Here is a 15808-nt window from a genome sequence, read left to right on the forward strand (position 1 = left end):
GATTTTCCCTGTTTTGTTTTTATTGTTCTGTCACCGCGACCGGCCTTTTTCGCCCAAGCTCTGAATTGTCAAACCTAAGGAAAAAAAGGATGCCTCATCGCAAATACACTGCTACATTTGGCGATGTTAACGTTAACTTTTCTAAAAACAAAAATAAAGAGGGCTTTATGAAACAGCTCAAATCGCTCCTTCCAGCGGCACTGCTCGGCCTGTGCGTCGGGTTTCCGTCGATCTCCACAGCCGCCAACCTGACGATTTCCTGCGGTGCCGTGGGTGCTGAATTGCAGCTTTGCAAGGAAGCCGTCGAGGCGTGGTCCAAGCAGACCGGCAACAGCGTCGAAGTGGTGTCCACGCCTAACTCGGCGACCGAGCGGCTGTCGTTCTACCAGCAGATCCTCAGTGCGCAATCCAGCGACATCGACATCATCCAGATCGACATGGTGTGGCCGGGGATGCTGGCCAAACACTTGATGGACCTGCGCGAGGTGCTGCCTGCCAACGCTACCCAGGGTTACTTCCAGGCCCAGGTGGACAACGCCACGGTGAACGGGCGCCTGGTGACCATGCCGTGGTTCACCGACTCTGGGTTGCTGTATTACCGCAAGGACCTGCTCGACAAGTACAACAAGCCCGTGCCCCAGACCTGGGAAGAAATGACCATGACTGCCAGGGCTGTCCAGCAGGCCGAACGCGACGCCGGGAACGCCAATGCCTGGGGTTATGTATTCCAGGGGCGCGCCTACGAAGGCCTGACGTGTAACGCACTGGAGTGGATCAGCAGCCAGCCGCAAGGTGGGTTGGTCAATCCGCAAGGCGACATCGTGGTCAACAGCCAGGCCTCAAGGGCCGCATTGACCCTGGCCAAAAGCTGGGTGGGCGACATCGCCCCCCGTGGCGTCCTCAATTACACCGAGGAAGAAGGACGCGGCGTCTTCCAGTCGGGCAATGCGCTGTTCATGCGTAACTGGCCTTATGTCTGGGCCCTGGTGCAAAGCCAGGACAGCGCCGTGAAGGACAAGGTCGGCGTCGCTCCCCTGCCCCGTGGTGGCGCGACCGGCAGCCATGCGTCCACCCTCGGCGGCTGGGGCCTGGCGGTATCGCGCTACAGCGCCAACCCCAAGCTCGCCGCGGAACTGGTGAGCTACCTGAGCAGCGCCCAACAGCAGAAACACCGCGCCTTGGTTGGCGCCTATAACCCGGTGATCGAGTCGCTGTACCAGGATCCCGAGTTGCTCGCGGCCATGCCTTATTACAGTCAACTGCGCAGCATCCTCAACGACGGGGTCATGCGCCCCGCTTCAATCACCGCCGACCGCTATCCACGGGTCTCCAATGCGTTCTTCGATCAAGTGCACGGCGTGCTGGCCGGCGAACGGCCGGTCGATCAGGCGCTGGCCGAACTGGAAAGCGAACTCACGCGCATCAAACGCCGGAACTGGTAAGCCACAAGGAAGGAAATCACCATGTCTGTCTCCACTACACTCGCGCCCGGCGACGACGAGCACCTGCTCACTCGGGAAACGCCGGTACAACGCCGTCGCGTTCGCGCCGCCTGGCTGTTCCTGAGCCCGATGCTGCTGTGCCTGGCCCTGGTGGCGGCCTGGCCGCTGCTGCGCACATTCTGGTTCAGCCTGACCGACGCCAGCCTGGCCGACACGGGCGATGCAAGCTTTGTCGGCTTGAGCAATTACCTGTTTCACAGCAGTGCTGGCTGGTCGGGCATCCTGGTCGATCCACAGTGGTGGAATGCGGTGCGCAACACCTTGCATTTCACTGTGGTGTCAGTGGGATTGGAAATCGTACTGGGGCTGCTGGTGGCATTGCTGCTGAACGTCAAGTTCACCGGGCGCGCGTTGGTGCGGGCGTTGATCCTGATCCCCTGGGCGATCCCGACCATCGTCTCGGCGAAAATCTGGTCTTGGATGCTCAATGACCAGTTCGGCATCATCAATCACCTGATGTTGAGCCTCGGCCTGATCGATGCGCCCCTGGCCTGGACAGCCGACGCGGACCTGTCGATGTGGGCGGTGATCATCGTCGACGTCTGGAAGACCGTGCCTTTCGTCACGCTGCTGATGCTGGCGGCCTTGCAGATGTTGCCCAGCGACTGCTACGAAGCCGCCAGGGTCGATGGCATTCACCCGGTGAAAGTGTTCTGGTGGGTCACCCTGCCACTGCTCATGCCGGCATTGCTGGTGGCGGCGATCTTTCGCATTCTCGATTCCTTGCGGGTGTTCGATGTCATCTATGTGTTGACCTCGAACTCATCGAGCACCATGAGCATGTCGGTCTATGCCCGCCAGCACCTGGTCGAATTCCAGGACGTCGGTTACGGCAGCGCCGCTTCGACCTTGCTGTTCCTGGTCGTGGCGGTAATCGCCATGGCGTACCTGTACCTCGGACGCCGTCAACTGGAGGTTCGCTCATGAGCCCGCGCCTGCTGAAAAAAACCCTGTTGCGCGCCGGATTCTGGTGCCTGATCGGGATCTTGCTGCTGTATGCCGTCTTCCCGTTCTACTACGCCATCGTGACCTCGCTGAAGCCATCCAGCGCCTTGTTCCAGGTGAGCTACTGGATCGACAACCCCGATTTCTCCAACTATGCCACCGTGCTGAACCAGGCCTCGTTCCTGCGGGCCATCGGCAACTCGCTGGTGGTTGCGCTGTGCGTGGTCGCGCTGGCGTTGTTTCTCAGCCTGACCGCCGCCTATGCCCTGGGCCGAGTGAAGTTTCGCGGACGCGGCGTGGTGTTGATGATGGTCCTGGGCGTCTCGATGTTTCCACAAGTCGCAGTGCTGTCGGGATTGTTCGAAGTAATACGTGCCCTGGGCCTGTACAACACGTCCTGGGCGCTGATCCTGAGCTACACGATTTTCACCCTGCCCTTCACCGTCTGGGTGCTGACCACCTTCATGGGGCAATTGCCTCATGAGCTGGAAGAGGCCGCGATCATGGACGGTGCGTCACCCTGGGTCACGCTGACCCGCGTGCTGTTGCCGCTGCTCTGGCCGGCACTGGTCACCACGGGGCTCTTGGCCTTTATCGCCGCCTGGAACGAGTTCCTGTTTGCCCTGACCTTCACCCTGACCGACTCGCAACGCACGGTCCCGGTCGCCATCGCGCTGATTTCCGGTGGCAGCCCTCATGAACTGCCTTGGGGCTTGTTGATGGCGGCGTCGGTGCTGGTCACGGTGCCATTGGTGATTCTGGTGCTGATCTTCCAGCGCCGCATCGTTTCCGGCCTCACTGCCGGTGCGTTAAAGGGTTGAGGCCCAACACAGACAAGAAAGGAACAGCATCGTGATCAAGTTGAAGCTGGACAACGTGAACAAACAATTGGGCGGCGCACGCATTCTTCGCGACGTCAGCCTGGAAATCTCGGCGGGTGAATTCGTGGTTTTCGTCGGCCCTTCGGGCTGCGGAAAGTCGACCTTGCTGCGGCTGATCGCCGGACTGGATTCGATCTGTGACGGCGACCTGCTGATCGACGGACGCCGGGTCAATGACCTGGAGCCGCGCGAGCGTGGCGTCGGCATGGTGTTCCAGTCCTATGCGCTATACCCGCACATGAGCGTCTACGACAACATCAGCTTTGGCCTCAAACTGGCCAAGACCGAAAAGACCAGCCTGCGCGAGCGAGTGCTGAAAACCGCACAGATCCTGCAGTTGGACAAACTGCTGCAACGCAAGCCACGGGAACTGTCGGGTGGACAGCGCCAGCGGGTGGCCATGGGCCGGGCCATGGCGCGGGAACCGGACATCCTGCTGTTCGACGAGCCGCTGTCCAACCTCGACGCCTCCCTGCGCGTGCAGATGCGCAACGAAATCGCCCGGCTGCATGGCCGACTGGGCTCGACCATGATCTACGTGACCCACGACCAGGTTGAAGCGATGACCCTGGCCGACAAGATTGTCGTGCTCAATGGCGGTCGCATCGAGCAGGTCGGCTCGCCGCGCGAACTCTATGAGCACCCGGCCAGTCGCTTTGTCGCCGGTTTCCTCGGCTCGCCCAAGATGAACTTTCTGCCGGCGCGCCTGCACACCCCAGGTGAAACCAGCCAGATCGACAGCCCTTTATTGGGAATGACGCCCCTTCCCTTCGACAGCGCCCACCTGGCGGCGAACAGTCCGCTGACCCTGGGGATTCGCCCGGAACACGTGTCGCTCAAAGCGGCGCAAGGCAGCGCTGGGGTCGTCGTGGTCGGGGTTGAATACCTGGGCAGCGAAACCTACGTGCACCTGGAGTCGGGCGAGGATGAACCCTTGATCTGTCGCTGCGAGGTCAACGCCGGATGGCAAGTGGGCGATCGGGTTGAACTGCAACTGGCGTTCGGCAGCCTGCACCTGTTCGATGCCAATGGCACGGCCTTGAGACGCCATCCGGCTGTTATTGAAGTCCTCCCGGAGGACGTCCCGCAGCGCTCGCCAAAAGCAGGCGCCCTATGACTGTGTCTGTAAATGCCATGAACGCACCCACGCCCTCCCCCCTTGAACACGCGCAGCAGGCGCTGAGTGAAGGTCAGTCTCGCGTCATTGACGACTATCGACCCGACTATCACCTGGCGCCTGTCGCGGGCTGGATGAACGACCCTAACGGGGTGGTGTTTTTCCGTGGCGAATATCACGTGTTCTACCAACACCACCCTTTCGATGCCAAATGGGGTCCGATGTATTGGGGCCACGCCAAGAGCGCCGACCTGGTCCATTGGCAGCATCTGCCGATTGCCCTGGCGCCCGGCGATGACTTCGACCGCCACGGCTGTTTTTCCGGTAGCGCGGTGGTGTGTGGCGACACCCTGGCGCTGATCTACACCGGGCACACCTGGCTGGGGGAAGTGGGTGACGAACGCTTTATCCGCCAGGTCCAGTGTCTGGCCACCAGTGTCGACGGCATCCGGTTCGTCAAGCATGGCGCTGTCATCGAGAACGCGCCGATCGATACGATCATGCACTTTCGCGACCCCAAGGTCTGGCAGGAGGACGGCTATTGGTACCTGATTGCCGGCGCGCGCTTGGGCGACAAGCCGCTGTTGCCGCTGTACCGCTCCACCGACCTGCGCACCTGGGAGTTCCTCGACTACGTGTCCAGCGGCAATGAGGGTGATGGCTACATGTGGGAATGCCCGGACCTGTTTCGCCTCAACGGGCGCGACGTGCTGCTGTATTCCCCCCAGGGCATGAAGCCTGAAGGTTACGAACGCCTCAACAAGTACCAGACCGGTTATCGCATTGGCCGGCTCGACAGCGAATGGCACTTCACCGGCGGGCCGTTCATCGAACTGGATAACGGCCACGATTTCTATGCCGCGCAAACGCTGGAGGCCGCCGATGGCCGGCGCCTGGTGTGGGCCTGGCTGGACATGTGGGAAAGCCCGATGCCGAGCCAGGCCCATCACTGGTGCGGCATGCTCGGCTTGCCCCGCGAGCTTGAACTGCAGGGCGATCGCCTTGGCGTGTTTCCGGCACGGGAACTGACCGCGCTGCGCCAGGCGCCGTTGCCGAGCAGCGCGCCATGGGGCGAGTCGGGCAGCCACTGGGTGCCGCACGTGAAGGGCGACAGGCTCGAAATCCATGTGCATCTGGATCTGCTCGGCTGCACCGAAGGCCACCTGGGCATCGCCTTGCGTTGCAGTGCCGATGAGCAGGAACAAACCCTGCTTTATTACGACGCGTCACTGCAACGCCTGGTGCTCGATCGCAGCCGCTCGGGTGCGCAAGTGAGCGGTCAGCGCAGCGTGTCGATCGAGCCGACGCAAACACCACTGCAGTTGCGGGTGTTTCTCGATCGCTCGTCCATCGAGGTGTTCGAAGAAAGCGGCCGCTTCAGCTTCAGCAGCCGCTTCTATCCGCGACCTGACAGCCTCGGGGTGAAACTGTTGGCAAACGGCACTGGCGGGTGCGTCACCATTGCCAAGGCATGGCCGCTGGACTCGGGCTGGCTATGAGTACCGCCAATGGAGTCGCGAGAAGCCCGGGCCCTGTGTCATGATTCTGCGTCAACCTGACTGGCCGCACTTCGCATGACTTCCGTGAAAGACGTTGCACAGCTGGCCGGCGTATCCCTGATGACGGTTTCGCGCGCGCTCAACACGCCGGAAAAACTGAGCCCCGAAACCCTTCAGCGGGTACGTCGCGCCATTGATGAACTGCAATTCGTACCGAGCCTGTCGGCGCGCAGGATGCGCGGCGACAACCTGCAGGCGCGTACCATCGGTGTGTTCGCACTGGATACCGCGACCACGCCGTTCGCCGTCGAGTTGCTGCTGTCCATCGAACAAACCGCGCAGCAGGCAGGCTGGAATGTCTTCATCCTCAACCTGTTGAGCAACCCGCCCACCGACCAGAACATCGACCTGATGCTGTCGCACCGCCCCGACGGGTTGATCTTCAGTGCCATGGGATTGCGCCAGGTGAGCATTCCCGAGCGACTCAAGAGCAAGCCGCTGGTGCTCGCCAATTGCCTGGCCGATGACAGACACCTGGTCAGTTATGTGCCGGATGATGAAGCTGGGCAGCATCGAGCCATGCAGCATGCCTTGAGCCAAGGCTATCGGCGTCCGCTGTGCATCAATTTGCCGAGGAAGAGTCTTGCCTGGGGCCTGCGCCAGCAAGGCTTGCAACGCGCCTGTCAGGCCGTCGGGCTGGCACCTGAAGCACTCTTGCAATACGACCTTTGCGATCACGACGCCTATGGTGAAACCGCCGCAATTCTCGATCGGCACATCGTTGATGGCCGTCCGCAATTCGACATCCTGGTCTGCGGCAACGACCGCATCGCCTTTTGCGCCTATCAGCTGTTGTTGGGTCGCGGCCTGAAAATTCCCGACGATGTCGCGGTGCTCGGCTATGACAACATGATCGGCATCGCCGAACTGTTCATCCCGCCACTGACCACCGTACAACTGCCGTACTACGAGATCGGTCGCCAGGCGGCCCTGCACCTGATCGAGAGCCTGGAGGTATCGGGCGCCCAGCCGGTGGATTGCCCACTGGTGGTCAGGGCATCGCTGTAACGCCAATCGGCATCCGGCGCCCTGCCCTCAAGGTTGCTTCGCGGATGACGGCGGCAGCGCCGCGATGATCTGGGTGCGGCAAACCTCGAGGATTTCATCGGCCAGCGCGCTATCGTCCGGGCAGGCCCGGGACAACATGATCGCACCGACGGCATGCGCCAACGTGTCGAGCATTTTTGCCCTGATCGCTTCCTGCGGCGCGTCTTGCCCGGCCTCGTATTGGCTTTGGAGCGCGGCCAGCATGTTTTCGATGCCGCTGGCAAAAGTGGCCTTCAGTTCGGGCGATTGACGGGCAGCGTCGCCACACAGTGCCGCCATGGTGCAACCGCCACCCCGGGCGTCACGGTGCTCCCTGGACATGTAAAGATCGACGAACCCAGACACGTCGCTGCCCACACTGTCGGTCAGCGACTGCGCAAGGCTGTTCGCCGCCGCTTCGGCCATCAGGTCGGCCTTGGAACCGAAATGCTTGTAGAACCCGCCATGGGTGAAGCCGGCGGCCGCCATCAAGTCCGCCACGCCCACGCCGTCAAAGCCTCGCTCGCGAAACAAGACAGAAGCCGTCTCGACGATGTGCGCCCGATTTGCCTGGGCCTGGGCCTTTGTCACCCTCATTTTTCACTCCCTCGTGCTGCTCGAAATCACGCTCACATCATACATAGATGTCGAGCATAATCAAATTCGTTGACAGTTTAGATTTCGATCATCATCCTAATAACAAGCCGCGCTCACCTTGCCAGGCTGCACGCGCTCCTTTTATCCAAACCGACGGAAACAAGACGCCATGACCGACCAGAACCTGTTCACGCCCTACACGTTGGGTGATCTCACGCTTTCCAACCGAGTGGTCCTGGCACCGCTGACACGTAACCGTGCGGGGCAAGGTTTTGTACCGAGCGAGTTCGCTGCCACTTACTACAGCCAAAGAGCGTCGGCAGGTCTGCTGATCTCCGAGGCTTCACAGATTTCCCAGCAAGGACAGGGTTACCAGGACACACCCGGGATCTACACCCAGGCGCAGATCGACGGCTGGCGCACGGTCACCGAGGCCGTGCATGCCGAAGGCGGGCGAATTTTCCTGCAACTGTGGCATGTCGGCCGCGTTTCCCACGTCGACCTGCAAGCCAATGGTGCAGCGCCAGTGGCCCCCTCCGCGCTGCGTCCGGCGACCAAGGTATTCGTCAACAATAGTTTCGAGGACGTTTCCGAACCGCGGGCGCTGGACATCAGCGAATTGCCCGGGATCGTCAACAATTTCCGCCAGGCGGCGGCGAACGCCATCGCCGCAGGGTTTGACGGCGTAGAGATCCACGGCGCGAACGGCTACCTGCTGGACCAGTTCATCAAGGACGGCGCCAACGTGCGTACCGACGCCTACGGCGGCTCGATTGAAAATCGTGCCCGCCTGCTGCTGGAAGTGACCGCGGCCGTGGTGGAGGAAGTCGGCGCCAACCGCACCGGCCTGCGCATCTCACCTGTCTCGCCGGCCAATGGTGTGTCCAGCAGCGCGCCCCAGGCCCAGTTCGATTACCTGGTCGACCAGCTCAACGCCCTCGACATCGTGTACCTGCATGTGGTCGAAGGCGCGACGGCTGGGCCGCGCGACGTTGCGCCCTTCGACTTTGGTGCCTTGCGCCAGCGCTTCAAAAACACCTACATCGCCAACAACGGCTACGACCTGGACCTGGCCACCTCACGACTCGTCGAAGACAAAGCAGACCTGATCGCCTTCGGCCGGCCGTTCATCGGCAATCCGGACCTGGTGGAGCGGCTCAGAACCGGTTCGCCTTTGTCGGCATTCAACCCCGCTACCCTCTACGGTGGTGGTGCGACGGGCTACATCGACTATCCAACGCTCGCTGAATCCAGCGCGCGGTAACACTGACCAGACCCGACCGCGCGCCTGCACAACAGCGCACGCGACTCGCTCATCAATACCTTGAAGAAGAGACTGCCCCATGGACACTCGCACAACCGTTCTTATCACTGGTGCCTCTACCGGTATCGGCGCTGTCTATGCCCAGCGCTTTGCCCAACGTGGGCACGATCTGGTCCTGGTGGCCCGCGACAGCACACGCCTGCAAGCGCTGGCCACCAAGCTGCGCAGCGAACACAACGTTGCCGTCGATATTCTCCAGGCCGACCTGACCCAGATCGGCGACCTGACCACCGTCGAAGCCCGGCTGCGCGATGACGCCAACATCGGCATCCTGGTCAATAACGCCGGTGCCGCCCAATCCGGCACCTTCATCGAGCAGTCGACCGACAGCGTCGCGCACCTCGTGTCGCTCAATACCACTGCGCTGGTCCGGCTGGCCAGCGCCATCGCCCCACGCCTGGTCAAAGCGGGTGACGGCGCGATCATCAACATCGGTTCCGTCGTTGGCCTGGCACCGGAGTTCGGTATGTCGGTCTACGGCGCGACCAAGGCGTTCGTGCTGTTTCTCTCCCAGGGACTCAGCCTGGAACTGTCCCCCAAAGGCGTCTACGTACAAGCCGTCCTGCCAGCGGCCACCCGTACCGAGATCTGGGAGCGCGCGGGCATCGATATCAACACCCTGAATGAAATCATGGAAGTCGGTGACCTGGTCGATGCCGCGCTGCTCGGTTTTGATCGTCGCGAGCCGGTGACCATCCCACCCTTGCATGAAGAGGCACGCTGGGATGCCTTGCAGGCCGCGCGTCAAGAGCTGCTCGGGCAAATCCGACAGTCCCACGTCGCCGAACGCTATCAAGACCCGGCGTGATCATCGTTTAGCGGGCGCCGGCGCGAAGGACAGCGCCGGTATTGCTGGATGCCTGGCCGTGTAATCACTGCGCTGCATCCCTTATGAGAGCAAAGCACCATGAAAGCATTTTTAATCGATCGCTACAGCAAGAACAGTGGCCGTATGGGCGACCTACCGGCCCCTGACGTGGGTGACCACGACGTGCTGGTCCGCGTGCACGCCGCCAGCGTCAATCTGCTGGATTCAAAGATCAGCAAAGGCGAATTCAAACTGATCCTGCCCTATTCATTTCCCTTGGCATTGGGGCATGACTTGGCGGGAGTCGTGGTCCGTGTGGGATCTCGTGTCGAGCAATTCAAGCAGGGCGATGAAGTCTATGCCCGCGCCCCGGATGGGCACATCGGCACCTTCGCCGAGCAGATTTCAGTGAACGAAAACGCCCTGGCCAAAAAACCGGCGAACGTCAGCATGGAAGAGGCCGCTGCCCTGCCCTTGGCCGCCCTGACCGCCTGGCAGGTACTGGTTGAAACCGCCCGACTGAAGAAAGGCCAAAAGGTTTTCATCCAGGCCGGTTCAGGTGGCGTCGGTACCCTCGCCATCCAGCTTGCCAAGCACCTCGGCGCCTTCGTTGCGACCAGCACCAGCACCCGCAATGTGCCGTGGGTCAAAGCGCTGGGGGCCGACGTTGTCATCGATTACAAGCAACAGGATTTCGCCAACGTTCTGCAGGACTATGACATCGTGTTGAACAGCCTGGGCGCCGATGAGCTGGAGAAATCGCTGAAGATCCTGAAACCTGGTGGCCAGCTCATCTCCATTTCGGGACCACCCACCCCACAGTTCGCCAAGGCCCAGGGACTCTCCTGGGTGCTGAGACTGATCATGGGCCTGTTGAGCAGCGGTATACGTCGCAAGGCCCACCGAAAGGGTGTGAGCTACGCCTTCGTGTTCATGCGTGCCAGTGGCTCCCAACTGCGTGAGATCACCACGCTCGTCGAGTCCGGCAGCCTCAAGCCGGTGCTTGACCAATCCTTCCCCTTCGACGCGACAGCCGATGCCCTGGACTATGTCGAACAAGGCCGATCGAAGGGCAAGGTCGTCATCAAGATCCACTCAGGCACGACTGGTGAGTGAGACCGTATCCCCCGCAGAGTGGCCAGGCGCGAGAAACCGTATCACCGGTCCCGCGCCAGTGAAGGCCTGGGCAAGCAATGGGGCAGCCAGGAGGTTCATCACCAAACGGCAATATGTGAATCCGCCCGGGGTTCAGTCCCGCCGCACAGCACACCGCTGACCGGGTCGCGCAGGATGATCTGGCCGCGCCCATAGTCGGTCAGGTCGCTGGCGATCTGAACCTCATGCCCCCGTCGCGCCAAGGCATTGGCCAGGTCCCGTGAGGCCCCGTGCTCGATACCGACTTTCATCGCCCCCAGCCATTGCCAGCGTGGTGCATCCAGCGCCGCTTGCGGGTTCAGGCCGAAATCCACCAGGTTCATGACCATCTGCACATGCCCCTGGGGCTGCATGTAGCCGCCCATCACGCCGAAGGGACCGAGGGCCTCGCCATTGCGAGTGAGGAAACCGGGAATGATGGTATGGAAGGTTTTCTTGCCAGGAGCCAGGCAGTTGACGTGGCTCGGATCGAGGCTGAATTCCTGCCCTCGATTCTGCAAGGCAATCCCACTGTCCGGCAGCACCACACCGGAGCCAAACCCGTGGTAGTTGCTCTGGATGAACGAGACCATATTGCCCTCCCCATCCGCGGTCGCCAGGTACACCGTGCCGCTGGCGTGGGGGTCGCCGGGCGTGGGCGGTAGGGCCTGTTCGCCGATCTGCCGACGGCGGCGGGCACTGTAGTCGTCGCTGAGCAGGTCAGCCACCGCCACGCGCATGTGCAAAGGATCGGTGATGTAGTGCAGGCCGTCGCTGTAGGCCAACTTCATCGCTTCCAGTTGGCGATGCCAGGTCTGTTGGCTGTCACGGTGATCGAAGTCGAAGCCTTCCAGTATCTTCAACGCCATCAAGGCCACCAGGCCCTGCCCGCTCGGCGGGATTTCCCAGACATCCACGCCTCGGTAATTGACGTGGATGGGGTCCACCCACTGGGCGCGATAATCCTTGAGGTCCGAGGCCCGCAGGTAGCCACCAGTGGCCCGGGAATGGGCGTCCAGGCGCTCGGCCAACGCACCGCGATAGAGGCTCTCGCAGCGAGTGTCGGCCAACGCCTGGAGGGTGCGCGCCTGGGCCGGGTTGCGAAAAACCTCCCCGGCCCGTGGCGCCCGGCCTTCGATCAGGAAGGTATCGAACCAGGCCTCCAGGACGGCATCACGATGGGGCGTGAACTCGTTCACCGCGACCTGCCATTGATGGGCAACCACCGGCGACAGCGCAAAACCGTCCCGCGCCAGGCTGATGGCCGGTTGCAGCAGCTCGGCAAAGGGCAGCTTGCCAAAGCGTCGGGACAACTCGGCCCAGGCCGACGGGCAACCCGGGACAGTCACCGGTGTCCAGCCATAGAGCGGCATCTGTTCATGGCCGGCGGCCCTGACCGCCTCGATACTCAAGGCCGCCGGTGCGTGGCCGTTGCCGTTGAGGCCGTGCAACTGGCCTTTGCACCAGACCAGCGCGAAGGCGTCACCGCCAATGCCACACCCGGTGGGTTCCACCACCGTCAGCGCGGCTGCCGTGGCGATGGCGGCGTCGATGGCATTGCCGCCCTTTTGCATGATCTCGATGCCCGCCTGGGCAGCCAGGGGCTGGGACGCGGCGACCATGCCCCGACGGGCGAAAACGCTCTGGCGTTGCGACGGATAAGGGTATTGGTGGGCAGAAAATTTCAGCATGACGAAGACTCTTCGATACAGGAATTCAGTGGCCGGGAAAGGTCATAACACGCGACTGAGAAAAGCCCGGGTACGAGGATGAATGGGGTGACAGAAAATCTGCTCCGGCGGCCCCTGCTCGATAAGCTCGCCCTGGTCCAGGACCACCACACGGTCGGCCACTTCCCGGGCAAAGCCCATTTCATGAGTCACCACGACCATGGTCATCCCCTCCTCGGCCAACTCCTTCATCACTTGCAACACCTCGCCGACAGTCTCCGGGTCGAGGGCGCTGGTGGGTTCGTCGAACAGCATGGCCTGGGGTTTCATGGCCAGGGCCCGGGCAATCGCCACCCGCTGTTGCTGGCCGCCGGAGAGCATCGACGGGTAGTGATCGGCCTTATCCGCCAGGCCGACCCGCTCCAGCAGGCCGCGGGCCTGCTCCAGCGCTGCGGTGCGAGTCACGCCAAGCACCTGGATCGGCGCCTCGATGATGTTCTCCAGGGCTGTCATGTGAGGAAACAGGTTGAAGCGCTGGAAAACCATGCCGATGTCCCGCCGTTGACGGGCGATGTTGCGCTCCGACTCCCGCACCAGGCTGCCGTCGGCCCGCTCGCGATAGCCCATGGCCCGGCCGTTGACGCGGATACGCCCGCCCTGGATGTCCTCCAGCAAGTTGATGCAGCGGATGAAGGTGGTCTTGCCGGAGCCCGAAGCCCCGATCAGCACAACGACTTCGCCGCGCCGCACTTGCAGGGAGATGCCCTTGAGAATCTGCAGCTCGCCGAAAGACTTGTGGACATCCAGCGCCTCGATAATCAGCTCTTCGCTTTTATGCGCCATGGTCAACGTGCCCTCAGCAGGTTCAGGGTGCTGCGACCGAACATCCGCGTCGAAGCCGGCGGCGGTGACGAGGGCCGGTCCGACTGACCGAAACGGGCCTCCAGCCAGCGCTGGAAAAAGCCCCACAACGTGGTCAGCAACAGGAAGTAGATCGCCACCACCAGATACAGTTCGAACACCCGGAACGTCGCCGACGTGACCATCTGGGTACTGAGCAACAGTTCCTGTACGCCGATCACGCTGACCAGCGTGGTGTTCTTGAGCATCACGTTGAACTCGTTGCCCAGCGGCGGAACGATGACCCGGAACGCCTGGGGCAGGACAATGCGGCGCATCAGTTTGGCGAAGGTCATGCCCAGCGAGCGCCCGGCCTCGTATTGGCCCTTGTCCACCGCACCGATGCCGGCGCGGATGATCTCGGCCATGTAGGCACCCTCGTTGAGGCCCAGGGCAATGATCGCCGCCTGGATATTGCCGGGGATCACCAGCCCGAAGAGGTCGATGTCTTCGAAGCGGAAAATCCCGCCAGCGGCCAGTGCGGTGTAGAGAAAGACGATCTGCACCAGCAACGGTGTGCCGCGCATCAGCCACACGTAAAAGCGTACAGGCAAATGCAGCAACGGGTTCTTCGACAACCGCAACAGCGCGGCGCTCAGCCCCAGGACACAACCCAGCAGCATCGCCAGCACGCTGATCAGGCAGGTCAGCCAAAGCCCGGTGAGGTACACCCCACTGGGCTGCAGCAGGTACTGCCAGAACACATCCCAATTGAAATTCATCGCTGGTTCACCTCAATCAAGCGTGTCACTGGCGACATGCCATTTGCCGAGCAGTTGGCTGTAGCTGCCATCGCTGCGCATATCGCCGATGACCTGCTGCACGGCAGCCGTCAGTTGCGGATCGTCCTTGCGAATGCCCAGGCCAGTGAGAATCCGGCTGAAGGCCGGCACGCCCTCCTCGAACAGATCGGGCGCCATGGTCGCGTAATAACCGGCGGTTTCCACGGTGGTGCCATAGGCGTCGACCTGGCTGATGCGCAGCGCCTGGAAGGCATCGGTGTCGGTGTTGTAGACCACCAGCTTCATCGCCGGTTTGCCGGACTTGGCCAGGCTCTCGTTCTCGGTGTCGAGCAGGGTCTTGATGGTGGAACCGTTGAGCACCGCGACCTTGTGTCCGGAAAGATCCGGCAACGTCTTGAGCCCCTTCGGATTGCCCTTGGGCACCACCACCGCCTGGCTGGAATACATGTAGTTGACGATGTCGATCACCTCGCGGCGCTCGGGTTTGTCAAACAGTTGGTCAACGATCATGTCGCACTGCCGGGCCAGCAACGCGGGGAGCAGCCCGGAAAAAGGAATGACCCGCCATTCCACTTTCTTGTCGCCCAGGCGCTTGGCGATTTCCAACCCCAGGTCCACGGTAAGTCCCTTGGGTTTCTGCGCCTCATCAAAGGACACCAACGGCGGCGAATCCATGCCCGAGCAGTAGACGAGTTTATCGACCTTGAGCAAACGCTCCGGAACAACGGGCGCGGCAACGGCCCACTGCGCACAGAAACCCAAGGATAAAGCGGCAACCAACAGGCGAGGCTTATGCATGACCAGACACTCCAGTTCAGTAAGTAACGGGCAGTACTCAAAGTCAAAACACGGGCAGGGCTCCAGTCCCCTGCTCTCGTTATTTTTTCGATTGCAGGAACTCGATCAATTCAGGGACGGTGCCTTCGATGTGCGAGCGCACCACCGCTTCAGCCTTCTCGGCGTCGCCAGCCCGCAGCGCGTCGAGGATCAGCAGGTGCTCCTGGCGTGCACTCAGGGGCTTTTCCACATGCTGCAACCACAGACGCATGGGCGCCTCAATCAGGGAATAGAGCGCGCTGATCTGCTTGAGCAATCGCGGGCGACCGCTGATGCTGCACAGGTATTCATGAAAGGCGCGATGGCGGCTGACCCACTCGGCGCTTTCCTCGCGATAATCGTCCATCTCGTCCAGCAAGCGCTCCAAGGCGGCCAGCTGGCGTTCGCCAATTCGCGCCGTCGCGACACGGACCGCCAAGCCTTCCAGGGCGCTGCGCATTTCGAAGACTTCATGCAACTCTTCGATATCCAGGCCGCTGACAATCGCCCCGCGATTGGGTCGCAGGGTCACCAGGCCCTGGGCATCCAGACGACGAAAGGCCTCGCGCACCGGCATCCGGCTCATACCGATCTCATTGGCGATGTCCTCGGCAATCAGCCGGTCGCCCTTGCGTAACCGACCGCCACAAATCGCATCGAGCAGGAAGTTGTAAGCCTCCTCCTCGGCCGTTATCGGCGGGCGTTCAGCGTAAGCGGGAACAAATTGCATGGCAGCACCTTCTGAATTTTTGTATCCAATTATCCATAAATTCAAAAAAGCAGAAT

General features: G+C 61.7%; 15 protein-coding genes. 9 read left to right on the top strand and 6 right to left on the bottom strand.

Translation table 11 applies throughout. The features are described from left to right. Positions 1-167 precede the first annotated feature (167 nt). The 6 genes from KI237_RS17320 to KI237_RS17345 all read left to right on the top strand — a co-directional run bounded on the left by KI237_RS17320 (position 168) and on the right by KI237_RS17345 (position 7012). Complete coding sequence (locus tag KI237_RS17320) at positions 168-1442, top strand: ABC transporter substrate-binding protein (RefSeq protein ID WP_212796301.1); 1275 nt, start codon at positions 168-170, stop codon at positions 1440-1442. A gap of 21 nt (positions 1443-1463) precedes the next feature. After that, positions 1464-2429 (top strand): carbohydrate ABC transporter permease, encoded by a 966-nt coding sequence (locus KI237_RS17325; RefSeq protein ID WP_212796302.1) that lies wholly within the window; start codon positions 1464-1466, stop codon positions 2427-2429. After that, entirely contained in the window at positions 2426-3268 is an 843-nt protein-coding gene (locus KI237_RS17330) for a carbohydrate ABC transporter permease (RefSeq protein ID WP_212796303.1), read from the top strand. Before KI237_RS17325 ends, KI237_RS17330 begins: the two co-directional genes overlap by 4 nt. Before the next feature lie 31 nt (positions 3269-3299). Further along, entirely contained in the window at positions 3300-4445 is a 1146-nt protein-coding gene (locus KI237_RS17335; protein WP_212796304.1) for an ABC transporter ATP-binding protein, read from the top strand. Next, a complete protein-coding gene (locus tag KI237_RS17340; protein WP_212796305.1) occupies positions 4442-5944 on the top strand; it encodes a glycoside hydrolase family 32 protein in 1503 nt (500 codons plus the stop codon). The genes KI237_RS17335 and KI237_RS17340 overlap by 4 nt, the downstream gene beginning before the upstream one ends. Before the next feature lie 75 nt (positions 5945-6019). Further along, positions 6020-7012 carry a LacI family DNA-binding transcriptional regulator gene (locus tag KI237_RS17345; protein ID WP_212796306.1) on the top strand — a complete coding sequence of 331 codons (993 nt, stop codon included), beginning with the start codon at positions 6020-6022 and terminating at the stop codon, positions 7010-7012. Between the two features lie 27 nt (positions 7013-7039). Here KI237_RS17345 and KI237_RS17350 read toward each other — a convergent pair whose 3' ends face one another. Next, complete coding sequence (locus tag KI237_RS17350; protein ID WP_212796307.1) at positions 7040-7627, bottom strand: TetR/AcrR family transcriptional regulator; 588 nt, start codon at positions 7625-7627, stop codon at positions 7040-7042. 169 nt (positions 7628-7796) lie between these two features. Here KI237_RS17350 and KI237_RS17355 point away from each other — a divergent pair, with 169 nt between their 5' ends. The 3 genes from KI237_RS17355 (at position 7797) to KI237_RS17365 (ending at position 10875) form a co-directional block, all read left to right on the top strand. Continuing rightward, a complete protein-coding gene (locus KI237_RS17355; protein ID WP_212796308.1) occupies positions 7797-8891 on the top strand; it encodes an alkene reductase in 1095 nt (364 codons plus the stop codon). A 79-nt stretch (positions 8892-8970) separates the two neighbouring features. Beyond that, complete coding sequence (locus KI237_RS17360) at positions 8971-9759, top strand: SDR family NAD(P)-dependent oxidoreductase (RefSeq protein ID WP_212796309.1); 789 nt, start codon at positions 8971-8973, stop codon at positions 9757-9759. Positions 9760-9858: 99 nt separating this feature from the next. Next, complete coding sequence (locus KI237_RS17365) at positions 9859-10875, top strand: NADP-dependent oxidoreductase (protein ID WP_212796310.1); 1017 nt, start codon at positions 9859-9861, stop codon at positions 10873-10875. 98 nt (positions 10876-10973) lie between these two features. Here KI237_RS17365 and KI237_RS17370 read toward each other — a convergent pair whose 3' ends face one another. From KI237_RS17370 to KI237_RS17390, 5 genes are all read right to left on the bottom strand, one after another. After that, on the bottom strand, positions 10974-12584 hold the full coding sequence (locus KI237_RS17370; RefSeq protein ID WP_212796311.1) for a gamma-glutamyltransferase family protein: 1611 nt from the start codon (positions 12582-12584) through the stop codon (positions 10974-10976). 42 nt (positions 12585-12626) lie between these two features. Then, on the bottom strand, positions 12627-13406 hold the full coding sequence (locus tag KI237_RS17375; RefSeq protein WP_003200817.1) for an amino acid ABC transporter ATP-binding protein: 780 nt from the start codon (positions 13404-13406) through the stop codon (positions 12627-12629). 2 nt (positions 13407-13408) lie between these two features. Next, positions 13409-14185, bottom strand: a complete 777-nt coding sequence (locus tag KI237_RS17380; protein ID WP_212796312.1) for an amino acid ABC transporter permease — start codon at positions 14183-14185, stop codon at positions 13409-13411. Between the two features lie 12 nt (positions 14186-14197). Next, positions 14198-15004, bottom strand: coding sequence for an ABC transporter substrate-binding protein (locus tag KI237_RS17385; protein ID WP_212796313.1), 807 nt, complete (start codon positions 15002-15004; stop codon positions 14198-14200). A gap of 79 nt (positions 15005-15083) precedes the next feature. Then, a complete protein-coding gene (locus KI237_RS17390; RefSeq protein ID WP_212796314.1) occupies positions 15084-15752 on the bottom strand; it encodes a GntR family transcriptional regulator in 669 nt (222 codons plus the stop codon). Positions 15753-15808 lie beyond the last annotated feature (56 nt).

It is taken from the genome of Pseudomonas sp. St316, from assembly GCF_018325905.1.
GTDB lineage: Bacteria > Pseudomonadota > Gammaproteobacteria > Pseudomonadales > Pseudomonadaceae > Aquipseudomonas.